The organism is Streptomyces sp. NBC_00872, from assembly GCF_045161915.1.
In the GTDB taxonomy this organism is placed as follows: Bacteria; Actinomycetota; Actinomycetes; order Streptomycetales; family Streptomycetaceae; genus Streptomyces.
Window position 1 is genome coordinate 2,960,172 of the sequence record NZ_CP108806.1, and the last position, 23,911, is coordinate 2,984,082.

At 68.2% G+C, this 23,911-nt stretch carries 21 protein-coding genes and 1 tRNA gene; 15 read left to right on the forward strand and 7 right to left on the reverse strand.

All coding sequences use genetic code 11. The annotated features are described in order from the left end of the window. The first annotated feature begins 169 nt into the window (after positions 1 to 169). From OG214_RS12550 to OG214_RS12610, 13 genes are all read left to right on the forward strand, one after another. Complete coding sequence (locus tag OG214_RS12550; protein ID WP_363081174.1) at positions 170 to 1,318, forward strand: fatty acid desaturase; 1,149 nt, start codon at positions 170 to 172, stop codon at positions 1,316 to 1,318. A 100-nt stretch (positions 1,319 to 1,418) separates the two neighbouring features. Next, positions 1,419 to 1,871, forward strand: a complete 453-nt coding sequence (locus OG214_RS12555) for a cobalamin-dependent protein (RefSeq protein ID WP_363081175.1) — start codon at positions 1,419 to 1,421, stop codon at positions 1,869 to 1,871. Further along, a complete protein-coding gene (locus OG214_RS12560; protein ID WP_382857976.1) occupies positions 1,868 to 3,250 on the forward strand; it encodes a methylaspartate mutase in 1,383 nt (460 codons plus the stop codon). Before OG214_RS12555 ends, OG214_RS12560 begins: the two co-directional genes overlap by 4 nt. A 96-nt stretch (positions 3,251 to 3,346) precedes the next feature. Continuing rightward, the gene (locus tag OG214_RS12565) at positions 3,347 to 4,369 is read left to right on the forward strand and encodes a quinone oxidoreductase family protein (protein ID WP_405984769.1); all 1,023 of its coding nucleotides are present in this window, start codon (positions 3,347 to 3,349) and stop codon (positions 4,367 to 4,369) included. 54 nt (positions 4,370 to 4,423) lie between these two features. Further along, positions 4,424 to 5,686, forward strand: a complete 1,263-nt coding sequence (locus tag OG214_RS12570) for an ATP-grasp domain-containing protein (RefSeq protein ID WP_405984770.1) — start codon at positions 4,424 to 4,426, stop codon at positions 5,684 to 5,686. Between the two features lie 383 nt (positions 5,687 to 6,069). After that, positions 6,070 to 6,726: a TetR/AcrR family transcriptional regulator gene (locus OG214_RS12575; protein WP_405987487.1), complete on the forward strand. Its 657-nt coding sequence runs from the start codon at positions 6,070 to 6,072 to the stop codon at positions 6,724 to 6,726. A gap of 141 nt (positions 6,727 to 6,867) precedes the next feature. Continuing rightward, a complete protein-coding gene (locus OG214_RS12580) occupies positions 6,868 to 8,106 on the forward strand; it encodes an NAD(P)/FAD-dependent oxidoreductase (protein WP_405984771.1) in 1,239 nt (412 codons plus the stop codon). Between the two features lie 118 nt (positions 8,107 to 8,224). Beyond that, a complete protein-coding gene (locus tag OG214_RS12585) occupies positions 8,225 to 9,457 on the forward strand; it encodes a cytochrome P450 (protein ID WP_405984772.1) in 1,233 nt (410 codons plus the stop codon). 94 nt (positions 9,458 to 9,551) lie between these two features. Beyond that, positions 9,552 to 9,746 carry a ferredoxin gene (locus tag OG214_RS12590; RefSeq protein ID WP_363082638.1) on the forward strand — a complete coding sequence of 65 codons (195 nt, stop codon included), beginning with the start codon at positions 9,552 to 9,554 and terminating at the stop codon, positions 9,744 to 9,746. A 148-nt stretch (positions 9,747 to 9,894) separates the two neighbouring features. Then, positions 9,895 to 10,335 carry a hypothetical protein gene (locus tag OG214_RS12595; RefSeq protein WP_405984773.1) on the forward strand — a complete coding sequence of 147 codons (441 nt, stop codon included), beginning with the start codon at positions 9,895 to 9,897 and terminating at the stop codon, positions 10,333 to 10,335. A 5-nt stretch (positions 10,336 to 10,340) separates the two neighbouring features. After that, entirely contained in the window at positions 10,341 to 10,979 is a 639-nt protein-coding gene (locus OG214_RS12600; RefSeq protein ID WP_405984774.1) for a hypothetical protein, read from the forward strand. A 47-nt stretch (positions 10,980 to 11,026) separates the two neighbouring features. Beyond that, positions 11,027 to 11,752: an SMI1/KNR4 family protein gene (locus OG214_RS12605; protein WP_405984775.1), complete on the forward strand. Its 726-nt coding sequence runs from the start codon at positions 11,027 to 11,029 to the stop codon at positions 11,750 to 11,752. A gap of 161 nt (positions 11,753 to 11,913) precedes the next feature. Continuing rightward, a complete protein-coding gene (locus tag OG214_RS12610) occupies positions 11,914 to 12,954 on the forward strand; it encodes an endonuclease/exonuclease/phosphatase family protein (RefSeq protein ID WP_405987488.1) in 1,041 nt (346 codons plus the stop codon). Between the two features lie 133 nt (positions 12,955 to 13,087). Here OG214_RS12610 and OG214_RS12615 read toward each other — a convergent pair whose 3' ends face one another. Beyond that, positions 13,088 to 13,723 (reverse strand): DUF308 domain-containing protein, encoded by a 636-nt coding sequence (locus OG214_RS12615; protein ID WP_405984776.1) that lies wholly within the window; start codon positions 13,721 to 13,723, stop codon positions 13,088 to 13,090. A 190-nt stretch (positions 13,724 to 13,913) separates the two neighbouring features. Next, a complete protein-coding gene (locus OG214_RS12620; RefSeq protein ID WP_405984777.1) occupies positions 13,914 to 14,828 on the reverse strand; it encodes an alpha/beta fold hydrolase in 915 nt (304 codons plus the stop codon). Positions 14,829 to 15,089: 261 nt separating this feature from the next. On the opposite strand from OG214_RS12620, the gene OG214_RS12625 reads away from it, so the two are divergent. Together OG214_RS12625 and OG214_RS12630 are read left to right on the forward strand one after the other, a co-directional pair. Further along, positions 15,090 to 16,187: a sensor histidine kinase gene (locus OG214_RS12625; protein WP_405984778.1), complete on the forward strand. Its 1,098-nt coding sequence runs from the start codon at positions 15,090 to 15,092 to the stop codon at positions 16,185 to 16,187. Further along, positions 16,184 to 16,843: a response regulator gene (locus OG214_RS12630; RefSeq protein ID WP_405984779.1), complete on the forward strand. Its 660-nt coding sequence runs from the start codon at positions 16,184 to 16,186 to the stop codon at positions 16,841 to 16,843. The genes OG214_RS12625 and OG214_RS12630 overlap by 4 nt, the downstream gene beginning before the upstream one ends. 58 nt (positions 16,844 to 16,901) lie before the next feature. Here the strand turns inward: OG214_RS12630 and OG214_RS12635 are convergent, their stop codons facing one another. The 5 genes from OG214_RS12635 to OG214_RS12655 all read right to left on the reverse strand — a co-directional run bounded on the left by OG214_RS12635 (position 16,902) and on the right by OG214_RS12655 (position 22,988). Beyond that, positions 16,902 to 17,420 carry a hypothetical protein gene (locus OG214_RS12635; protein WP_405984780.1) on the reverse strand — a complete coding sequence of 173 codons (519 nt, stop codon included), beginning with the start codon at positions 17,418 to 17,420 and terminating at the stop codon, positions 16,902 to 16,904. 150 nt (positions 17,421 to 17,570) lie between these two features. Continuing rightward, the gene (locus OG214_RS12640) at positions 17,571 to 18,569 is read right to left on the reverse strand and encodes a hypothetical protein (RefSeq protein WP_405984781.1); all 999 of its coding nucleotides are present in this window, start codon (positions 18,567 to 18,569) and stop codon (positions 17,571 to 17,573) included. A 407-nt stretch (positions 18,570 to 18,976) separates the two neighbouring features. Beyond that, positions 18,977 to 19,558, reverse strand: coding sequence for a hypothetical protein (locus OG214_RS12645; protein ID WP_405984782.1), 582 nt, complete (start codon positions 19,556 to 19,558; stop codon positions 18,977 to 18,979). A 1,095-nt stretch (positions 19,559 to 20,653) separates the two neighbouring features. Next, positions 20,654 to 20,730, reverse strand: a tRNA-Arg gene (locus OG214_RS12650). A gap of 857 nt (positions 20,731 to 21,587) precedes the next feature. After that, complete coding sequence (locus OG214_RS12655; protein WP_405984783.1) at positions 21,588 to 22,988, reverse strand: hypothetical protein; 1,401 nt, start codon at positions 22,986 to 22,988, stop codon at positions 21,588 to 21,590. Positions 22,989 to 23,911: the final 923 nt, after the last annotated feature.

Consider the following 23,911-nt stretch of genomic DNA (forward strand, 5'->3'; position numbering starts at 1 on the left):
AGGATCACCACTGCACCCTGTCACAGACCTTACGTGTGCCGATATCCCGGCGACCAACCGGACGACATCGGACGCCTTTTGATCCCTGACCTTTAGGAGTGCGATGGCTGCCATGGAGAGTGGCTTGCGAAGCGAAAGCTTCCCGGATTACTCGGATCCTCGCGAAACCATGCGCGCACTGCCTCGGTTCACTCAGTACCCGCTCACCGTATTCACCGGAAAACCATTGGCGGGGCAGTCGGCCCTGTCCTGGTGGACGCCCGGTTTCCATCTTGTCTCCGCCGTCTTCTCGATGGCCGCGGGGCTTGTCGTCAGTTGCGTCGGCCTCTCCTTATCGGGGGCCTGGCTCCTGCTACTGCTGCCGGGCTGGGCCGTGACCCTGCACGGTATGCGGAATCTGCGCATGATGATCTATCACCAGTGCGCGCACCGGAACATGTACCGGAGACAGACGCTGGACGCGGTCATCGGGCGTGCCACCTCAAGCCTGCTCATCATCCAGAACTTCGCCCGCTACCGGCGCGAGCACGTCAGCGACCACCACGCCGCGCACCATATGACGCTGCGCGACCCCACCGTGCAGGCGTTCCTGGTCAGCCTGGGTCTGCGCCCCGGGATGACACGCCGGCAGATGTGGCACCGCGTGCTCGGCAAGCTGTTCTCGCCCTGGTTCCATCTCAACTTCGCGGTGGCGCGGGCCCGTTCCTTCTGGCACGCCTCCGCCGTCAGCGAGAAGGTCACCTCGGTCGCCCTGTACGGGACGGCGACCGCCGTCACCGTCTGGACCGGAACCTGGCACTTCCTGCTCGTCGCGTGGCTGCTCCCGCTGGTCGTGCTGTTCCAGCTGAGCAATACCCTGCGGCTCTGTGTAAAGCACACCTTTCCCGCTCCGGGACTCGAAGTGCGGCGCGGCAAGGAATACTTCGGCAGCCTGACCAATGCCATATTCATCGGTGAGGCGGCGCCGTCACCCGGTCTGCCGTTCGTCCGACGCACGGCCGCCTGGACCGCCTGGACCGCGCGCATGCTCTTCGTACACGCTCCGTCGCGCTATCTCGTGCTCACCGGCGATACGGTCGTCCATGACTTCCACCACCGGTATCCGTCCACCCCGCGGTGGGCGAACTACATCTTCGAGCGCGAGGCGGACGACGCCGCCGGAAGTCCGGGCTGGCCCGCCTACAAACATGCCTGGGGTCTGGTGGCGGCGATCAATCTCGTCTTCGATTCGCTGTCCGTCGCCGACCCGGAGGAATTCAGTATCGATCGCCTGCGTGAAGTCAGCAAACGGGAACTCTTCGCCGCGTTCGACGATTGACGGCGGTCCGGGACCGGACCGGTTCCGGGCCGCTCCGACGCGCCAGCGCCATCCGCACAGGGTCACTCCACACTTCTCACTGTCTCCCCGGGGGTCCTCCATGCGCCACGAGAACGTAACCCGCACCGTCATACTCGGTGTGGCCGCGAGCGACAGCCATGTCGTGGCCAACCACCTCATCGCCCACGGCCTGCGCGCCCAGGGCTTCCATGTCGTCAACCTCGGCACCTGCACCACGGTCGACGAGTTCGCCGACGCCCACCGCGAGTACCCCTGGGCCGAGGCCGTCCTCATCGGCAGTCTCAACGGCCATGCCTACGAGGATCTCCAGGATCTGCCCGCGGCCCGCGCCCGGGGGCTGCTCTCCTGCCCCGTCGTCCTCGGCGGGAATCTCTCCGTGGGCAGCCACAAGGAGGCCGACGCCGTCGACCGGCTGTACGCCCTGGGAGTCGATGCCATCGTGTCCGACCCGGAGCGGCTGCCGGCCGTCCTGGACGAGCTGCGGGAGCGCAGAGACGCCGGTTCCGCGATGGCTCCCACCGCCGTCTCATGAACGATCCCCTCCCCGCCGGGCCGTCGGAGCCACCCGAGCTGCCCTCGCTCGCCGAATCCGTCCTGTACGCGGGCGGACTGGGCAAGCTCACCGCCGCGGAGGTGCTGCGCGCGGCCCGCGCCGACGGGCGGGTCGCGCTGCAACCGCGCTGCGGGGTCGGATCGCACGCGCAGATGACGACCCTGCTCCAGGACCTGGAGCGGCACGCGGGACCCGATGTCCTGAGCCTGACCATCGACTCGCACACCCGGCTCAAACGGTTCGACCAGGCGAGGGCCGCCCTGATCAGGAATCCCGCGGACCTGAACGGATACCCCCTGGTCTCGCACGGATGGCAGCGGGGCCGGCAGCTCAACGAGGCCGTGTCGGCGCCCCTGGAGATACGGCACGGCTCCCCCGACGCCCGGCTCCTGTTCCGGACCGCCATCGCCTCGGGGATCACCTCGTTCGAGGGCGGGGGGATCTCGTACAACCTCCCCTACTCCAAGGCGGTTCCGCTCAGCGAGTCGCTCGACGCCTGGCAGGAGGTCGACGCGCTCTGCGGGGATCTCGCGGAACGCGGCCTGGTCATCGACCGTGAGCTGTTCGGCACACTGACGGCGGTGCTCGTACCCCCGTCCATCAGTCTCGCCATCAGCGTGCTGGAGGCGGTCGCGGCGGCGCGCCAGGGAGTGCGCTGCATCTCGGTGGCCTATCCGCAGGGCGGCCACTTCGAGCAGGACGTGGCGGCCTTACGGGCGATTCCCTTACTCGGGGCCCGCTATCTGCCCGAGGCCGTCGAAGTCCACCCCGTACTGCACGAGTTCATGGGGGTCTTCCCCCGGGAGCGCGGCAACGCCGAGGACCTGATCCTGTACGGCGCGCTGGTCGCGCGGCTCGGCGGTGCCACCAAGCTGATCACCAAGACCTATCTGGAGGCGTACGGGATCCCGGACACCCGCGCCAATATCGACGGACTGCTGCTGGCCTCGCGCGCCAACTCCCCGCTGCTCGGCTTCATCGCCCTCGACGAGGCCCGTATCGACGAGGAGCTGGAGTGGATCCTCGCGGAGGTGGCCGAGATCGTGGAACCGGTCCTGGCCGCCGCCGACCTGCACAAGGAGATCGCCGCCGCGTTCGCGGCCGGGCGGCTCGACATCCCGTTCAGCGCCAGCCGTTACGCGCTCTCCGAGATCATTCCGCGGCGCGCGCCCGACGGGGCGATACGCTACTTCGCCTCAGGTTCCCTCCCGTTCTCCGACCGCACGCGGCGCCGCAACGAACGCGGCCTCGCCGCGGCCGGTGACGACGCGAAGATCGGTGACATGGTGAAGGGACTGACCACCGACATCAATTACTTCCTGAACGTCTTCGGCGAGAGCCCCGTCGCACGGTCATGACCGGTACGCCCCGTACCCCGTGACCCGCACACCCGTGACCAGTACCCCCGTCCTGCCCGGAGCCCGGCAGGGCGCGCACGCCCCAGGAGTCGGAACATGCCGTCCATCGAGTCCAGCCCGTCCGCCCCGTCCAGTCCGTCCATGCACGCCATCCGTGTGACCCGGCCCGGCGGGCCGGAGGAGCTCCGCCCGGAGCGGATCGGCCGGCCGGCCCCGGGACCCGGTGAGGTCCTGGTGCGCAACGCCGCCGTCGGCGTCAACTTCATCGATGTCTACTACCGCGACGGGACCTACGCCGCCCAGGCCCCGTTCACCCCGGGGCAGGAAGGCGCCGGTGTGGTGGAGGCCGTCGGCGAGGGCGTGACGGGACTGACGGCGGGGGCCCGGGTCGCGTACACGGGTCAGCTCGGCGCGTACGCCGACTTCACGGTGGTCCCCGAGGCCAAGCTGATCCCCGTGCCGGACGGTGTCGACCTCAAGGAGGCCGCCGCCGTCGCACTCCAGGGGATCGCCGCCCACTACCTCACCCATGAGACGCATCCGGTCGCCGAGGGCGAGACCGTCGTGGTCCTCGCCGCCGCCGGAGGACTGGGCCGCTTCCTGGTGCAGCTCGCGGCGCACCGCGGGGCGCGGGTGATCGCCGTGGCGTCGACCCCGGAGAAGCGGAAGACCGCACTCGACGCGGGGGCCGAACACGCCATCGGGTACGAGGAGTTCGACGGGACGGTACGGTCCCTCACCGACGGCCGGGGCGCCCATGCCGTCTACGACTCGGTGGGCGCCCCGACGTATCTCTCCAGTCTGCGCGCCCTGCGCCGCCGGGGCACACTCGTCATCTGCGGACTCTCCGGCGGCCAGGTGCCGCCGCTGGACGTCGAGCTGCTGCGCGGGGCCGGTTCGCTGTTCCTGACGCGGCCGACGATGAAGGACTACGTGTACGACGCCGAGACCCTGCGGGCCGCGGGCGAAGCCGTGTTCGGGTATCTGGCCGCGGGGGTGATCCGGCCGCTGCTCCATGACGTACTGCCGCTCCAGGAGGCGGCCGGGGCGCACCGGCTGCTGGAGAGCCGCGCCACGGAGGGAAAGCTGCTGCTCACCCCGGCCGACGAGCGCTCGTAGGTCCTGAATCGACCGGACAGGGCCTTGGCCGTCCCTCACCTTGAAGGAGCCCGCATGACCGACCCGACCGACCCCTGCCTGCTCTTCGTCGGCGGCGCGGGGAACGCGACCCTCGCCGTCGATGTCGTCGAGACCGCGATGAGACAGGCACGCGCACGTGGTCTGCGTATCCATGTGACCAACCAGGAGGCGACGCTCGCCGCCACCCCCACGGTCGGCGCGCTGGCCGACGCGGTGTCGGTGGTCGACTTCGAACGCCCTGGGGAGAGCGCCGCGTGGGCGCGCGAACAGGCCGCGGCCGGAGCCAAGTTCGACATCGTCTTCGGTGTACGGGAGATGGCCCAGGAGGCCGTGGCCGAGGTCGCCGACGCGCTCGGCCGCCCCGGCAATCCCCCGCACGCGGTGCACCGGGTGCGCACCAAGGACGAGGCGCGTGCGGCGCTCGCCGCGGCGGGCTTCCTCCAGCCGGCCTTCCGGGTGTGCGAAGACCCCGCGGCGGCCGTGGAGTTCCTGGCGGGTTCGACCGGCCCCTGGGTGGTCAAGCCGCGCGACGCCATGGGCAGTGAAGGCGTCACCAGGATCGACAGCCGCGCCGAGCTGGACGACGCGCTGGCGTTCCTGCCCGGCGAAGGCGCCTTCATCGTCGAGGAGTTCATCGAGGGACCCGAGTACAGCGCGGAGGGGGTCTTCATCGACGGCGTCCCGCATGTCCTCGCCATCACCTCCAAGGAACTCCTCCCGCCGCCCAACTTCTTCGAGACGGAGTATGTGATCCCGGCGCTGCTGCCGGAGGCGGCCCGTCTCGACATCGAGAAGCAGGTGGTCGCGGCCTTCGCCGAACTGGAGCTGCGGTACGGGCAGTTCCACGCGGAGCTGTGGCTCACGGAGCGCGGGGTCGTCCTGGGCGAGTTCCATGTGCGCAACGCCGGCGGCTGGATCCACCGGATGCTGGCCCATGTCATCCCGGGTCTCGAATGGTTCGGCCTCGTCTTCGACGATGTGCTCGGCCGCCCGATCGACAAGGAGGCGCTCAAGCCGGTGCGCGGCTCGGCCATCCGCTTCCCGACACCGCCACCCGGGCGCCTGGTGGCGATCGAGGGCTGGGAGGAGGTCCTGGCCCACCCCGCCCTGCTCCACGCCGAACTGGCCGTCGCCCCCGGCGACATCATCGAACCCCACCGCTCGGTCGAGAACCGTGTGGCCCTGATAGCCGTGGGCGCCGACACCCCGGCCGAGGCCCAGAAACTGGTCCGCGCGCTGGACGCCTCGGTCCGTTTCATCACCGAACCGGTCACCCACCCCCCGACCGCGCCCTGACACCGGCGGCCGTCCGGCGGCCCGGCGGACCACAAGGTCCCGCCGGGCCGCCGGCCCCCTGGCCCCTGCTGGCCTCTGCTGGCCTCTGCTGGCCTCTGCTGGCCTCTGCTGGCCAGAAGCATGCGCCGTTTTCCGTACATATCGCCGAGCCGCCGGAGCGTCGGGGCGGGCACGCGTGGGAGCACGTGGGTGCGGGCGGATCCGAACGGGTTGGCATACGTCGGAATTAAGTCAGTCGCTTGCTTTACTCCAGCAAGGACAGTTAACTGATCACGTGCTCAAGGCCGACCTCCAGGAGGATGCGCGATGGGTCACGACGAGAGTGATCAGGTGCTCAGCCATCCGCTCCCTCCTTCGGGCGAGGGGCACAGGCGGTGACGGCGGTGACGGCGGTGACGGGCAAGGCCGTACGGGCGGAGCGGGGCGATGCGACGCGTGAGCTGATCCTTGTGACGGCGGAGCGGCTGTTCGCGGAGCACGGGGTGTTCGCTGTTTCCAACCGTCAAGTGAGTGAAGCCGCGGGGCAGGGGAACAACGCGGCGGTGGGGTATCACTTCGGTACGAAGACGGATCTCGTGCGGGCGATCGCGCGGAGGCATTCGGAGCCGATAGAGCGGTTGCGGCTGGGGATGGTGAACGAGGTCGCCGGTTCCAGGGATGTGCGGGACTGGGTGGCGTGTCTGGTGCGGCCGGTGACGGAGCATCTGGCCGCTCTGGGCAGCCCTACCTGGTACGCGCGTTTCGGCGCACAGGTGATGACCGATCCCGCCCTGCGCGAGATCATGATCCAGGAGGCACTCGGCGCGTCCTCGCTGCTCCATGTCATCGAGGAACTCGACCGGTGCCTTCCGCATCTGCCGGGCGAGGTACGGGCCGAGCGCGGTGACATGGCGCGTCAGCTGATGGTGCACATGTGCGCGGAGCGGGAGCGCGCGCTCGCGCTGGGCGCCGCCACCCCGAGGCCGAGCTGGCGCGGCGCGGCGACGGGTCTGATCGACGCGCTGGTGGGGCTGTGGCTGGCACCCGTCTCACACACCTGACACCACTGACACCCCTGGCACCACTGAGGTCCCTCACACCCCTGATGAGGGCGCGACCCCCATGTTCTTTGCCGAACCGCGCGGAGGAGTGCTGACGATGAAGGTAACGGTGGACGGGGCGATCGGGCTGGGTGAGGGTCTGTGAGTGTGCCGGGTGGTGTGCTGGTGGTGGGGGCGTCCGCGGCGGGTCTGGCGACGGTGGAGGCGTTGCGGCGGTTCGGTTTCGCGGGGGTGGTGACGGTGGTGGGTGCGGAGTCTCATCCGCCCTACGACCGGCCGCCGTTGTCGAAGCAGGTGCTGTCGGGTGCCTGGGAGCCGGAGCGGGCGCGGCTGCGGACGGCGGAGGCGCTGGAGGCGCTGGACGCGGAGTTCGTGCTGGGTGATCCGGCGGTCGCCCTGGACGTGCCGGGGCGGGCGGTGCGCACGGCCTCGGGCCGGACCCTGCGGGCCGGGACGGTGGTCGTCGCGACGGGAACCGCCCCCCGCACCCTCCCCGGACAGACGGGCCTGGCCGGCGTCCATGTGCTGCGCACCCTCGACGACGCGGCGGCACTGCGCGCCGGACTGCTGGCATCGGTGTCCCCGGTGGTGGTGGGCGACGGGGTCCTCGGCGCCGAGATCGCCGCCACCGCCCGGGACATGGGCCTGGACATCACGCTCGTGGGACCCGGACAGGCCCTGATGACACCCCAGCTCGGCCAGGACGTCGCCGCGCTGCTGTCGGCACTCCACACGGAGCGGGGGGTGCGGCTGCGGCCCGGCCAGGCCGTGCGCGGGCTCACCGGCGACCGCGGCCGGGTGGACGGGGTGGTGCTGGAGAACGGCGAGAGGATCCCGGCGGACCTGGTCGTGGTCGCCGTCGGAGCCGACCCCGTGACCGGCTGGCTTCAGGACAGCGGCCTGCGACTGGAGCACGGACTGGTCTGCGACGCGTACTGCCGCGCCGCCGACGGCGTGTACGGGGCCGGCGACGTCGCACGCTTCCACCACCAGGGCCTCGGCACACTGGTCCGGCTGGAGAACCGTACGAACGCGGCCGAACAGGCCGCCGCCGTCGCCGCGAACATCCTCGGCGCCGCACAGCCCTACACCCCGGTGCCCTACTTCTGGACCGACCAGTTCGGCACGAAGATCCAGGTCCACGGCACACTCCCCGCCCACGCCCGCATGACCGTCATCGACGGCGACCCCACCACCGGACGCTTCGTCGCCCGCTACACCCACAACGGCCGCACCACCGGCCTGCTCGGCTGGAACATGCCCAAACAAACCCGCCAGCACCGCCAACACCTCAACGACACACTCACCAACCCCAACCCCAACCCCACATCCCCGTCAGCATCCGCACCCGCACCCGCGTCCACACCCGCACTGAGCTGACAGACACCTACGGGCGCCGACTGTCATACGGCCGAGCGACCACACGGCCCACAGTTGCCCATGACAACCAACCCCCACCGACCGCGAGAAAGTCGCGGACACCCCCTTGGAGCACACGATGACCGACACGGTCGATCTTCCCGTCGGCGAAAGCCCCTCCGCGATGCCGGAGTTCCCGATGAACAGGGCGGCGGGCTGCCCCTTCGATCCGCCCCCGACCGCGATGGCCCAGCAGAAGAAGGCCCCGCTCACCAAGGTCGGTCTGTGGGACGGCAGCACCCCGTGGCTGGTGACCCGGTACGCCGAACAGCGGGCACTGCTCGCCGACCCCAGGGTCAGCTCCGACATCACCCGCCCCGGCTACCCGAGCCAAGGACCGGTCTCCCCCGACGGCACGTCCCTCAGCTTCATCCTGAAGGACGATCCCGAGCACGCGCGGCTGCGGCGTATGGTGACGGCGCCCTTCGCGATCAAGCGTGTACGGGCGATGGGGCCGGCCATCCAGAAGATCGTCGACGAGCTGATCGACGGCATGCTGGCCGGTCCGAAGCCGGTCGACCTGGTCGACGCGTTCGCCCTGCCCGTGCCCTCCCTGGTGATCTGCGAACTGCTCGGAGTCCCCTACACCGACCACGACTTCTTCCAGGACAACAGCAAGATCGTCATCAAACGCGACGCCGAACCCGAGCAACGCCTCGCCGCCATGCGCGCGCTCAACGCCTATCTCGACGAACTCATGGGCGAGAAGCTCGCCGCTCCCGCCGACGATCTGCTGTCCGGTCTGGCCGAGCGGGTGCGGGCGGGGCAGCTGACCCGGCAGGAAGCGGCCCAGATGGGCGTGCTGCTGCTGATCGCCGGACACGAGACCACCGCGAACATGATCGCGCTCGGCACACTCGCCCTCCTCGAACACCCCGACCAGCTCGCCCTCCTGCGCGACACCGACGACCCCGCGCTCGTCACCTCGGCGGTCGAGGAGCTGCTGCGCTACCTCAACATCGTCCACAACGGCCGACGCCGGGTGGCACTTGAGGACATCGAGATCGCCGGCGAGCGCATCCGCGCCGGCGACGGCCTGATCATCGCCAACGACATCGCCAACCGCGACCCCGACGCCTTCCCGGAACCCGACCGCCTCGACATCGAACGCGACTCCCGCCACCACATCGCCTTCGGCTTCGGCGTACACCAGTGTCTCGGCCAGCCCCTGGCCCGCCTCGAACTCCAGATCGTCTACAGCACCCTCTACCGCCGCATCCCCACCCTCCAACTGGCCACCACCCTCGACCAGATCCCCTTCAAACACGACGGATCCGTCTACGGCGTCTACGAACTCCCCGTCACCTGGTGACCCGCCGCACCACCCCGGCACCGCACCACCCCGAATGCCCCACAGACCGACAGACCGACAGCCCGACGCGGAACAGCACCACCAAGGAGACCCCATGAAAGTCACCCTCGACCAGGACAAGTGCGTCGCCTCCGGACAGTGCGTCGTCGCCGCCGGGGACGTATTCGACCAACGCGACGAGGACGGCATCGCCGTCCTCCTCAACCCCAACCCCCCGGCCGAACAGGCCTCCGACACCCGCCACGCCGCGGCCGTCTGCCCCGCACTCGCCATCCACATCCAGGAGTGACGGACGGTCCGGCCCGCTGCCCCGTTCCGTGCCGCGCATGAGACCCGTGCCGCGCATGAGACGGGGGCAGCGGGCCGGAACCCTCCCCGTTCATCACTTGGTGTGACAGACCGTTACGCACCGTCGCGCCAGGTGCCATTGTGGGGTCATGAAGATGATCACGGCTCTCACCGCGGCGACCGTCACCGCGGCCGCTCTCCTCACCGGCCCCGCCACGCCCGCGTACGCGGCCCCGTACTGGAACAAGAACGGCAAGTGCAAGCAGACCGACCCGGAGGGCAGGGTCATCCCCACCCGCGTGGGCAATCATGAACTCGGGTGGAATCATTTCTCGGGCAAGCACAACATCAGAAAGTGCGCGATCGTCAACGCGGCTCTCGCCGGCAAGGTCGACAAGAAGAACGGCGCCCGGCTCGAATACTGGGGTTACGCTCTCAGCTCCGGCCGCCAGGTGAAGATCATCGTCATCGCCCAGTACGCGCGCAGGACATCCGACGGACGGTACGACGCCGGTGCCGGACAGAAGATCGGCGTCATCACCGCCTACTGCAAGGGCACGAACAAGTGCCCCAACTGGATCAACGAGTGACATCCATGGATGAAGAGACCGCGGAGCAGCAGGCGGACATCACCCGGCTGCTGCTCCACCACATCCACGCGCCGTTCACCGGCACCCTGTACATCCAGGGCGTCCTTCCCGTACCGCCGCCCGCCGAGGCCGTCCGGGTCGTCACCGGCCCCGGCCCCGACCACACCCCGGACCGGCTGACCGCGTACGAGTTCCCCCTGCGCCCGGACGACGATCCCGTCACCGCGGGCGACATCACCGGCATGCTGCGCGCCCTGCACACCGGCACCCGCCTCTATTCCGGCGACAGCGTCAGCACCGTGATGGGCATGACCCTCGTCCGCGTGAATCCGGCGGCCGTGGACAAGACCGCCGCCACCTCTGACGACAACGCCCTGACCATCCTGCGCGGCGTCGCCTGCCCCTTCACCGAGGAGCAGCCGGACCCGCGCCTGCGCGGTTTCCTCTTCCTCCAGCAGGACCTGCTGCGCCTCTACCTCGACACCGAGGACATCCCCGGCGTGATCGCCGCCGACGTCCGCCCGTCCGGCGCCATCACCGCCCTGCTCGCGGCTCTGCCGTCCTTGATCACCGAGGAGGAACGTATGACGGCGGCCGGCGACGACCCCCACTGCTCCCGCCTGGTGGACCTCACCACCTGGTAGCGGAGGTGGGTACGTCACCCGCCGGGCCGGGCCGATATCGTCGCGGCATGACACATGAGTTCGACATGGTCCGGTCACTCGCCACAGGTGTGGAAAGCCGCGCGGGTGCCTGGGAGTTCATCCGGGGATTCGTCGCGGACTGGCTGCGGCCGCTCGGTGAGGACGACGGCTGGGCCGAGTCGGATCTCACGGCCGCCGAGGGGAGGCTCGGCCTCCGGCTGCCCCTCGCGCTCCGCGAGGCGTATCTGCTGCTGGGCCGCCGCCCGGATCTCACCAGCAACCACGATGTCCTGCTCAGCCCGGCCGAGCTGTATGTGGACGACGCCGGGGAAGCACTCGTCTTCCGCCATGAGAACCAGGGCGCCGCTTCCTGGGGGATCCTTCTCGGCGAATTGACGGCCGAGGACCCCGCCGTGCTCATCAGGGCGGACCTGGCCGACAAGGATGCCGAGAAGTGGGAGGGCTGGCTGGAGCGGCTCTCCCTGGCCTTCGTCGAGATCGTTCTCGCGGAGTCCGTGCAGGCCGACGGCGAGCTCTGCGACTTCCTGACCGACCTCGACGACCACGGCACGGACGTACTGGAGCGGAACTGCGCCCGGCTGCCGTTCCCGGTCTATCCGCCCGACGAGACCCCGGGCACCCGGTGGTTCCTGGGGCCCGACGTACTGCTGTGTGACCACGGAATGGGCCTTTTCGCCCGCGGCCGTACCGAAGCGGACCTCGACAAGATCCGCGACCTGATCCCGGGCGACTGGCTGAACGACTTCCGCTGAAGGCCCGGGGGACCCGCCGCCGGACCGTCGCCCCCGACCTGGAAGGGGCGGCGCGGGCCGGGAACCGGATCTGTGCCCTCCGCGTCGTCGCAAGGTGCGCCATCGTGCCGATGGCCGCGACGCGAGTGATGCCGAACGGGATCGATGGGGTGCGGGTGCAGATGCGGGTGCGGGTGCGGGTGCGGGAGTGGACGAGACGGCGGGCGGACCGTACGGCACCGGGGGCGCGAGCGGCGAGGTCTCGTCGGCCGTCACCCGGCGGCGGGGTCCCGCCCGGCGGCGGAATCTGGAGACCCGTTTTCGTTCTCCCCTCCCTGCTGACAGCTTGCCTGCTGATCTTCCATTCCGCCGTACCCAATACGGTCGGCCGTCTGGGCAGTCTCCTGGAGACCTTTCTGCCCTGGCTCGGCCTGGCCGTCCCCGTACTGATGGGGCTGGCGCTGGTGCGCCGTTCAGCCGTCGCCGTACTGCCTGTGCTGTTGCTGCCCGTGGTGGCGTGGTTCGGCCTCTTCGGCGGTCTGCTTCTCTCCCCGTCCGACCCGGAATACGACGTCACCGCGCTCCAGCACAATGTGAGCGATGTGAATCCCGATCCGTCGGGCACCGCGAGGAAGCTGCTTGAGGCACGGGCGGATCTCATCGCCCTGGAGGAATTGACGCCCTCCGCCAGGCCGGCGTTCGGAGCGGTCCTGACGCCGGAGTATCCCCACCACACGGCCATGGGAACGGTCGGTCTGTGGTCGAGGTATCCGCTCGTCGGCATACGGCGCGTGGACATCAAGCCGGAGGGGATCGGGAGCGGCTGGGACCGGGGACTGAGGGCGACCGCCAGAACGCCTCAGGGCGATATCGCCGTCTATGTCGCCCACCTGCCCTCGGTCCGCCTCGGCCTGACCACGGGATTCAGTTCGGCATGGCGGGACGAGAGCGCCGCTCTTCTCGGCGCGGCGCTGGCCGCCGAGCCACTGGAGAAGGTGATTCTGCTCGGGGACCTCAACAGCACGGTGGACGACCGCGGCCTGGCCCCGGTCACTTCACGGCTGAACCCGCCCGCTTCGGGATTCGCGCTCAGCTGGCCCGCGTCTTTCCCCCTGGCGCGGATCGACCAGATCCTGACCCGAGCGGCGTCCGTCACCCATGTCTGGTCACTGCCCGCCACAGGAAGCGACCATCTGCCCATCGCCGCACGCGTCAGACTCTGACGCGGTCACGCTGTCCGGCGCTGTTTTCCTCCCTGGTGACAGGCGCGCTGGTGACAGGCGCGCTCGGCCTCAGGACATCAGGCCATCGGGCCGTCGGACCGTCGGGCCATCGGCGTGGAAGGCGCCCGCGTCGTCAGTGGCCGCTTCGGCCGCGCTTGCCCAGGGCGATGACGGACACGAGGAACCAGAAGGCGCCGAAGGCCGAGTATCCGGCGACGGTGGACAAGCCGCTCGTCGCCGAGGCGGACATGCCGGCGATGGCGGCGCCGGCGAGGACGGACTGTCCGCCGCTGATGATCATGGGCCACTGGGCGCCGACGGTGCGCCGGCGCCGGATCGCCACGACGAGCTGGATCGCCCCGGACAGAAGGGCCCAGACGCCGAAGACGAGAAGGACCGTGCCGATGGTGGAGAAGACGGCGATGATCATCCCGATGGTGGTGGCGAGGCCGAGAGCGATGTTGACGGCGGTGACGCGGCTCGTGGAGCCGGTGCCGGTGTCTGAGTCTGTGCCTGTGTCTGTTTCTGTGCCTGCCATGCGACGTTCGAGGAGCGTGGCGATGGCGTCCCAGAGGGGGTAGACGACGAGCAGCACGGCCGCGATCACCGTGGGTTCGTCCCTCGACACGAGTGAGGCGGAGGTCGTGAGGACGAGTGCCACCCAGATCAGGGAGAAGACGACTCGGAGCAGGTAGAGCGATCGGAGCCCGGAGGGCGTCGTCGTGATCGTGGTCGTGGTCGTGGTCGAAGTGATGGCGGTCCGGGTCATGGGGTCTCCCCTTGGTGATCGTCGCCCCGAATCGTCGCGTCGGGGACTCGGCGGCCGAGCTGGTGTCTCGCGTGAGGTGCGGCCGGGCGCCTGAGCGCCCGGCCGGGCGCAGTCGTGGCTGGGTGGGGTGGGTGGCTGGGTGGGTCGCGGCCGGGAGGGTCGCGGCCGGGTGGGTCGCGGCCGGGTGAGGTCAGTCGGTGGCGCGGGCGGCGGCCTCGATCAGCTTGGTCACGGCGTCCGGATGGCTGACCATCGCCGCGTGCGAAGAGTTGATCTCGGTCACGTGCGCACGGGCGCGGGCCGCCATGAAGCGTTCGAGGTCGGGAGAGATGGCGCGGTCCTGCTTGGCCACCAGATACCAGGACGGGACCGTGCGCCAGGCCGCTTCCGGGGTGACACCGGCGAGTGCGGTGGCATCGATCGGCCGCTGCCCGGCGGCCATCCGAACGGCGGTCTTCGCCGGGACGTCCGCTGCGAACGCCGCCCGGAACTTCGCGGGGTCGAGGTAGAGGTCCAGACCGGAGCTGCCGCCCGGAAGGGTGTACGGGACCGGCTGCGCGGGCAGCGGCGGCGCCGGATGGGCGACCGGTCGGGCATTCAGGGCAGCGAGGTCCTCGCCGGAGTCCGGAGCGAAGGCGGCCACGTACACCAGAGCCTTCACCTGCTTCTCGCCGGCCGCGGCGTTGGTGATGACCGCACCGCCGTACGAGTGCCCGACCAGCACGACGGGGCCCGGGATGGTGTCGAGGAAGCTGTGGATGTAAGCGCTGTCGGAGGCCAGCCCCCGCAGCGGGTTGGGCAGAGCGCGGACAGGGTAGCCGTCGCGGGTCAGCCGGGTGACGACACCGTCCCAGCCGGAAGCGTCCGCGAACGCGCCGTGCACCAGTACGACCGTCGGCTTCGGGCGGTCGTGGGTCGTGGCGCCCGCCGCGTGGGTGCCTGTGGTTGTCGCCGCTGGGCCGGTATTCACGGCGTGTGCGGCGATCGGGATCGCGGCGAGGGTCAGTGCCGACAGCGCGATGACGGCGGTGCGCCGGAAGGATCGGCGCCGGGAAGGGGCCGTCGTGGTCGTCGTAGTCGTCGAAGGTGCGGTGGTCCGAGTCATGGGGTGTCCCTGCGTGATGGTGTGAGGCGGTTGCCTCGCCGAGGAGTCTCGGGGTCCTCGGGCAGGGCCGTGTACTTCGAACGAAGTAGTTCTCCCGCTCCCCGGTGGAAGTAGGTTCGACGTGTACATCGTCCGAAGTACACGGCCTCAGCACGCGCGAACGAGAATCAGGTCATGGTCAAGGCACAGAACGATCAGAGCGGGCCCGCGACTCCCCTGTGGATCCGCCGCCCCGAGCTGCTCCACCGCGTCGCTTACGCGGTGGCCGCGCTGGTGTTCACCGGCCAGATCGTGGCAGTGATTCTGAGGGGATCGGATTGGCCGACGGTCCTCTCCGTACTGCTCGCCGGTGGCGGTGTCGCCCTCTCATGGTGGAGGCCGTGGGCTGGACTGGTCGTGACGAGCGCGGCGTCCTTCGCCGTCACAGCGGTGGGCCAGGATCCCCTGTCGGTGTGGATGATGGCGGTGCTCGTGCTGTTCTCGATCACCTTCAGGGGAAAGCAGCCGCTGATCGGAACCGTCATCGTGGCGGCGTTTTTCCTGGGCGCGTACATGACGCTGGGGGGATTCCGTGGTGGAGCGGTCGTGGGCGCCGCCGCCCTCTTCTCGGCCATAGCCGGAGGTGCGACCGGGGGCGCGCTTCGCATCCATCGGGACCACTGGTGGATTCTGGAGGAACGGGCCGAAAGCGCCATCGCGACCCGTGAGATCGAAGCCACCCGACGAGTGACCGAGGAACGGCTCCGTATCGCCCGGGACCTCCACGATGTCATCGGCCACCAGGTCGCGATGCTGAGCCTGCATCTCGGTGTCGCGGAGATCGGGCTTCCCGAAGACTCCGAATCGTCCCGGCAGGCCCTCGTATCAGCCAGGTCCAGCGCCCGCACCGTCGTTGTCGAGACGCAACGGATCCTTACTCTCCTCCGTCGCGAGGACGACATCTCCGACGACGAGGCGCTCCGGCCGATCCCGGCGCTGAGCGGCCTGGAAGGACTTATCGCCTCTTTCGAGAGCATCGGCCTCGATGTCCGCCCCTCCATCGACATCCCCGCCGTTTTCGTGGAGCCCAGCGTCGGCGTGACGGTCTACCGGGTCGTTCAAGAAGCACTCACGAATGCCTACCGGCACGGAGAGGGAACAGCGACGGTGGATATACGCGAGCGCGACGGCAGGATCTGCGTCACCGTGGAGAATGGCGTCGGTCATTCAACGCGCGGCTCCGACTCGGGCAGCGGACTAGGACTGGTGGGAATGCGCGAACGCGTCGAGTCCTCCAGCGGGCGGCTGACGATCGACAGTGACGGCGGGCGATTCCGGGTCCATGCGGAGTTCAGCCCCCTGGGAGCCGTCGTCCGATGACGCGAATTCTGATCGTCGACGACCAGGACGACATAAGGGCCGGCATCCGGGCGATGCTTCTGCTCGACCCGGGTCTCGTTGTCGTGGGGGATCTCTCCGATGGACTCCAGGCCGTCCCCTTCCTCCGAGCCCACCCCGTCGATCTGGTCCTGATGGACATCCGGATGCCCGGCATCGACGGTGTCGAAGCCACCCGCCGGATCCGCAAGGAGCACCCACCCGAAAAGCTGCGGGTGATCGTGCTGACCACGTTCGACCAGGACGACATCGTTCTCGCCGCCCTCCGCGCGGGCGCCAACGGTTTCCTGAGCAAGACCGTGAGCCCCGCTGAACTCGTCGCCGGAATCACCGAGGTCGTCGGCGGTGGCGGTGCGCTGTCCGCCGCCGCGACGGCCGCGCTCATCGGTCACATGACCGACAGCCCGCCCCCGGTGATCGACAAGGAACTACTGCGACGCTTCGACGCTCTGACCCCCCGGGAACGGGACGTGATCGCTCTCGTCGCAAGCGGTCTCGGCAACGACGAGATCGCGGCCCAGCTGCACGTCTCACCGTTCACCGTGAAGACACACGCCGTGCGGGCCATGACAAAGGTCGGCGCACGTGATCGAGCGCAACTCGTCTCGTTCACCTTCCGGGCCGGCCTCTACCCCTGAGATCCCCCCTACGCCCCGAGGATCCCCGCGACGACCGCACAAGGAAGGGACAACACAGCTAAGAGAATAGAAATGCCATTGCTGCGGCCGGGATCGCCAGAAGGAGTGGGATGTCCGACGACCAGCACCTTCGAACCGTTCTCCTCAGCTCCCCGTCATGCTCTTCAGGAGCAGCGCTCACTTTTTTCTGGATCTCTGCCACAGCCCACTCGTTCGTCTTGAAGAAGAGATCGAGAAGTGACCCGGTATATGCGAAGGGGTGAATTTGCCCTTCGGTCCACAATTCAATTTCCACGCCACCCGCGGAACCGATCTGCACGGCCCGCACCTTGGAGTAGGGGATGCTGTGAATGAACAGCGGGTTATGTATCAGCATATACTTCTGCGACAGCATCACACGACAGCTGCCAACTCTCCGGACAAGGAAAGTCGCGGCACACATTACCGACAGAACCAGCCACAGATCATGGTATCCGCCGCGCGTCGCATTCCTCGCCAAGCCGAGGAAGTAAATACCCCAGAAGACAAGGACCGCACTCCAGCTCAATACGGGCCAGGACCGGCGACGCAGAACCACACATACGTCCTGCGTCGCCTTCCTTCGTGCGCTGATCAAAGTAGTAGCATCCCCTTCCCGTCAGGGCACTGGCAGCGCCAGCACCGCAAAAACCCCACGACAGCTGGGAGTTAACTCCCATATTGAGCAGAGTCCTGCTTGGATCGACTACTACCCAGGTTGTGTCGCGAACCCCTTACGACCTCCGCCTGGGCCAGTGCCGTACCCCAGTTTCGTGCGGTGAGTAGGGACTCTGACCTTAGCTCTCGCTATCGCGTTGCCCCAGAATGCACCACGCCAGCCGACAGCCCCCATGGCGCGTGCCGCGCCACCGGCGACAAGGCCCCCACCGGCAGTCCAGGCAAGCGTCTTTGCATATCCCGCACCATCGAACTCGCCGGTCCTGAGCCTGTCACCGCCGTACGCGACAGTCGCCGCAGTGACTCCAGCCACCACGCACATGCCGGCGGAGACGACGAGGCACGCACCGAACCCGACAGCCGGTAGAACTCGGTTCTGTCGGCCGTCCCGGGTGCCGAAGGTATCGGTGGTCCAGTCCCTGGCGGTCTCCCAGAATCCCTTCTCGGCCTGGGTGCGTTGTGCGTCCGCTCGGGAGCGTTCCTTGGCGACTCGCTCGGCGGCTTCCGCCGCTTGGATCGCTTTCTGAGCCTGTGCACGGTGGTACGCCTGGTTCTGCAGGCGTTGTGCCTCTCCCCGGGAGACTCTGCCGCCTCGGCCGTGGACGTAGTACTCGCCGCACCGGGGGTTGTGGATGCGGGGGCACGGAGCGCCGCCGGTGAGACCGGTGGTGGTGTCGGTGGTCTTGCCGAGGAACCCCTTGCCGGTCGGCCAGGCCCCGCCGGTGGTCTCGCCGCGCTGGTCCCCGAAGGAAGTGAAGTACCGCTTCACATATGTCTGGTCGGTGGCGTCGTCGGCCAGGGTCTGGGTGCCGTGGTGGTCACCGGCGAGGTAGGTGAGCTCGTTGCTGCCGGTCTGGTTGGAGCGGACGACGGTGAGACCGTCACTGCCGTACTGCCGCTGGGTCCAGGTGGTGCCGTTGGGCCGGAGGTGGAGTTCGGTGGTGCCGGCGTAGAGGACACGTTCGCCGTTCTCGGTGGAGCGGATGAGGAGTTCGCCACCGGCGTCGTCTGGTGGTGTTGCCGGTCTCATCGACGCCGTACGTGCGCTCGGGACTACCGCGGTTGGCGGTGCCGCTGGTGCCGCTCAGAGCGTGGGGAGCCTCGTCGGTATAGCAGTAGGTGGTGTTGGTGTCGCCGCCGGTGGCGTGCTTGGTCCCGGTGGCGCGCTGGCCGGCCTGGTTGTAGCTGTAGCTGGTCCAGTAGGGAGCGGGTCCGGAGAGGTTCGCGGCACTGCGGGGGTCGGAGCAGTTCTGGGAAGTTTGGGGTCCAGGCTTCGGTGAGGCGGCGCTGTCCGTCGCAGAGGAAGCACCGGGTTTCGCCCGCGGATGCCCCGCCGAGGTTGGTGGTGTCGGAGACCCGGGAGACGTTTCCGGCTTCGTCTTAGCGGTAGTTGAGGTCCCGCAGCATGTACGGGTGGCTCTGGTCGCTATCTGCTGCTCAAAAGCCGGCGAGCTTGAGGACGATCCCGATATACAGGGAGACGGAGATCACCAGCATGAGGAAGATGATGACGGTGTGCAGCTTCCGATGCCAGCGCACTCCAAGACCTAGGTGAGCGCGTGCCGCCGGACTGACACTCGGCCCTCCCTTCGCGTCACGAACACGCGTCAGCGCACGCACAAGCGCACGTTGGCTCCTGACCGCGGTAAGACCGACACGCACGCCATCCCGGTCACGTACCACAACAGCGTGAGAGGCTCCGCCATAGCTGAAGGTGGTGAGCAGCCGAACATCCCTTATACGCGTGAGATCCACTGAACGCTCTCCGGTCAGCGTCCGGGCGGTGACACGAGACATCGAAGAACGGACCAATCGGGTTTCCTGACACAGCTCCGGAAGCAAGAGGAAACCAGCGAGTCCGCCGACAACGGCACAGATCACCGACGCGCCCACGGGAAGCAGACCCGCCAGCGTCAACAGCCGTGCGCCGAACGGTGACAGGACGAGGACCACCGCTACGGCGGTCCCCCATCGCGCACGCGCTCGGGCCACGGCAGGTGTTGTTTCGCTATAGGCCATGGAGAGGAGCGTAGAGGGTAGTGCTGGCGGCTCACCTCGCAGACGTCACACCTCACGTCGAGGGCATAGGGAGGCTTCGCGGTGCGACAGCCTCAGACCGTCCGACTTCTGTCGTCATTGACGCTGTCCGGGCTGCTGAATGATATGCCCCGGGCAAGTTTAACGCCCCTCGCGGAGGGGCTGAGCCTTGTTTAACCCGGCTGCTGCCGGGTTGAGAAGTTCGGTCATACGCTCCGCAGTCTTCTCGCCGTTCTGCTGTTTGATAAATCCCCCCCGGCGGGCACCGACTTATAGTCGCAGCAGTGTTCTCCAGCTCAGCAACTCTCAGCGTCACGGTGATCAGCGCAGGGTTCAATTTCCGAATCCATCCCCTACGACCGCCCAAACACTCCGCTCTGGGGAAGTTGGTTGCACCTTTTCCATCTCCAGCAGGTTGCCATCCCGAGCAAGGAGGCCTGTCACGTGCTCAACGGCCATCTCCGTCCACATGGCCACCGTCGGGTCCACCTCATGGATGTTTCTTCTTCAGGCGCTTGCTGTGGACACTGCGCCTCGTCGCCTGCTGCGATGGCGCCGCCAGCTCCCACTGCTGCCACCGACCCACCTCGGTATCCGCGGCCATGCCCGAGATGCTGGTGGAGGCCCAGGTGACAGCGTCGGTTGGCTACCGCAGGGCGCCGCGGGAGCGTACCGACCCCGGTGAGTTCGCGGTTTCCGCAGCGACCTCGCCGACGAACTCAATTGTGGTAGGCAGCGCGTGCTCTCGCGCGAGGTGAGGTGAACCAAGCGGGCTGAGCCGAGTGGCCCACGCAGCCGGCCGCGGTGCCGACATCGACGACGGACGGGTGGCGGCACGCTTCTCCGCTTTCTGCAGCGCGCCCCGGCCAGTGTCGGAAGACTGGCTGTTCCTCAATGGCCAGATCCCGGCCGGCACAGACATCCCGCTGGACGAACGTGCCAAGGAGAGGGGCGAGATCCAACGCCGGAAGCGCTGGATTGCTCGAACAACGGCAACGGTCAAGAGACCGTGTGCGTTTGGCAGGTACGCAAAAACTCCCGACCTGTTTTTCTACAGGTCAGGAGCTTTTTCCGGAGTGCCCCCGGCAGGATTCAAACCTGCGCACACGGCTCCGGAGGCGTCCGATTCCCGTGTGTTTTCGCAGGTCAACGGCTTACCTGACAGCTTGTCAGGCCCGCCGCCCCGCGCATGTCCCGCGAGAATGAAATGGCCAATTCGCCCACCTTGCCCGGATCATTCCCTGTCGTGGCCGATCCACGCGCCATGACGTAGATCGCGGCTTCCTCGGACAAGCGTAGGGGTCTATGGCGCGCCCCTCAATCGAACAGGGAGGTTGTCAGGAGTGCGCGGACAGGCCAAGCGAGCCGGTTGTGTGCCGGTGCCGGCGGGGGTGCTCCCGCGTGGTTACAGGGCGAACGGTGGCTGACGGGCGTGTCCCGCCGCTTTTCGTCCGGACGCCCTGAGGGCATGTGTCCGTGCTGGGGTTCCGGCGGGCCGGGTGGGAGGCCCATCGCTGACGCGGTGCGGTAGTGGCGACCGCGCGCCGACCCACGCGTTGACCGGTGTTGGCCAGAAGGCCGGCACCTCACAAATCTCGACAGCGAACAGGTGAGTCGGACGCCGGGCGGGGTTGCCAACGGCGGCGGACGGACGGGTGAAGGCTGGCGAGGCGCATGCCAGGGTAATGACACCGGTGGCGCCCGTGGAAGTGCTCGGCGTGGAGGCTGCGATCCTCCTGCGAAAGCCTTGGGAGGCGCACCACGGACTGAGCCGATCGCGTCTTGGACGTGGGCGTGGCAATTCTGCCCGCCTGCTCGTGATTACAGGCGGCGGTCATGTGGAGTTGTGAGGTTGAGTTTGGGATACGGCCTTTCGGCGTGCGGGCAGGTCGTGGCGGTGGACTGTCAATGATGTGAGGGATCGCCGGTTTGGCCAACCGGCGATCCCGGGCTATGTTGCGCGATCCGAAGCGGCGAGTGCAGGAGAACCGTGATCTCGTGAGCTGTTGGTTCAGAGCGTGCGTCGTTTGCGGATGGGCAGGATGCTCAGGGCCATGACGGTGCCGTCGCCCTGGAACGAGATCGGGTCGTTCCATTTCCTGGCTTCAAGGGGGTCGCGTCGTTTGGAGCGGAGTTCGTAGGCCGCTTGCCGGTACTCTTCGACGCTGCCGTCTTTGATCATCTTGTACAGTCCTGATTCCATTCCGGAGAATGCCTCGATGCGCGCGGCCCCCATGCGGAATACGTTGTCCGTGCCCACGAACCTCGTGTCGGCGACCTCCAAGTCCGCGTCGTCGATGCTCGATGTCGCAGCGAAGGCAGGCACGTCGTAGTGGGCTCGTCCTTGGCGGTCGGTGAGATACCGGACCGCATGTCTTCCTCCGCCCGCGAAAGCTGTCAGGCCGGCGGCTGCGGTACGGGCCAGGAGCTGGCCGAACCAGGCGAGGTCGTCCTCGCCCACCTGGAAGCCGTCGACCTTCCGCGCCCGTCTGCCATCTCGGGCCGGTATGCGAATGGCGTTGGGGTAGGGGATTCCGGGTCTGTCCTCGATCTCCTCGTCGGCGTTTCCCGGAGCGCCAGGTGTGCGGAGGGGGAGCAGCGCTTCGCCGGGGGATTGCAGAACGTTGACCACGACCCCGCCCTGGCCCATGAGTTCGGTGGACAGCATCAGGCACGGCGTGGTGTTCCACGGGCCGATCTGCATACCCTCGGTCAGTTCCGCGCCCTTGACCAGTTGCTGGATGGTGGTGCTGCGGGTTCGGCCGGTCCGCTTGCTCGGCTTCTGGTGGTTTCCCCGGCAGGCCACGAGCGTGACTTTCGACAGCTCTCCGGGCTTCCACGCCTCGATGATGTAGTCGGGCCGGGGCCGTGAGCCCTTGTTCCGTTGCGAGACGCTCAGGGGCCAGCCGGCTCGCAGCACCGTGTTCGTGTCCACAACCGACACGATGTGGTCGGGGTAGCGCTGCTGCACGAGGTGTTCCGCCACGGCGAGCCCGAAGCCGACGGCCAGCTCCCGGGCCTGCATGCCCTTGTACCAGCTCTCGGAAGAGCGGCCCTTGTCGGTGAGGGCCATGGCGCCGGCGCGATTGCCGTCCAGTGCCTCGCAGAACTTCAGGCTGAGCCAGTGTTCCGCGAGCCCGCGTCCCATTCCCTGGGCGGCCAGCACGTAGCCGCGCGCCAGGGCGTGCAGCACCTGCCACGGCGTCAGCTCAATGGACCGGCCGTGCTCGGTCAGCGCGACCGGCCGCAGCTCAGGCTTCCTGCGAACGACTTCCTGGCCCTTCTGCCGACGCCTCTTGTCGATAACTGCCGCCGCGGAATGCACGTGCGCGGCCAGTTCTGTCGTCGAGTGGATGTGAACGCTCGTCGAGCGGCTGAGAGTGTTCAGGATCTGTCGCGCGGTTCTCGCCATGCGTCCCCCCACGGTGTCCGTGCCCTGGCTGGCCGGGAACGGTAGTTCGGGATGTCGGGGCGCATGCAAGTGCGCATAGCGCGCCACGGACCACAACTAGCCACACCGGGACCAGGTATCACCAGTGGTGACGGAAGCCGGGCCGAACGTCTGACAATCCGTGCTCGTCAACCAGACGCTGCCCGAGTGCCCTCTCGCAGGGGGATCTTGGAGTGGATGTGCCGGGCAGCCATGCTCCCGCCGATCAGAGGGAAGCGGGTATGGATCTGAACGGACGCCACGGCGCCGCACCTCAGCTTGAGCAGCCTGCCGGCCGAACGGGCAGCTGCCGCGCCGTGCCCTGCGGCACTGGGCGTTCGTCACGCTCCGGCCGGGACAGGGGGAGATGCCGGCGCAGGACCGGCTGGTGGTGCAGTGGGTGGCGAAGACGTCCCGTCCCCTGGTGGATCCGGTACGGCAACTTCCCGGGCCCCGTCATGGCCTTTCTACGAGACCCCGCGCCCCCTCGCCCGGCTGCTACCGCCCCAAGCTGCCCCCCTTGGTGGACATGGACGGTACCTGACCAGCCGCAGGCGCCGCGCGTGAACCGGCGTCACCGGCCAGACGTACAAGCAAGCAAATGCCGCCGCGAGGACGGCGCGTTACTCACAAAGGAAGTGAAAAGTAGATGCTCGACGAGTCGCCGCCTCCTTACAACAGGTTCGCAAATGACGGAAGTAGGCACTATTCGGAGTCGCCGCCTCCGAGCCTCGAGCCTTTGCCCCCAGCGTATCCGGCAACACCTCAGGAACTGCCGCCCCTGTACCCGCCCCCTCGGGGTGAAAGCTTGAACAATTCGCAGTTGAGTAACCTCGCGAGTCTGTCTCAGGCGGCAGGAAGGGTCACCCAGCAGAGGAGGAATCGCGGACAAGGTCCGGGCAGCA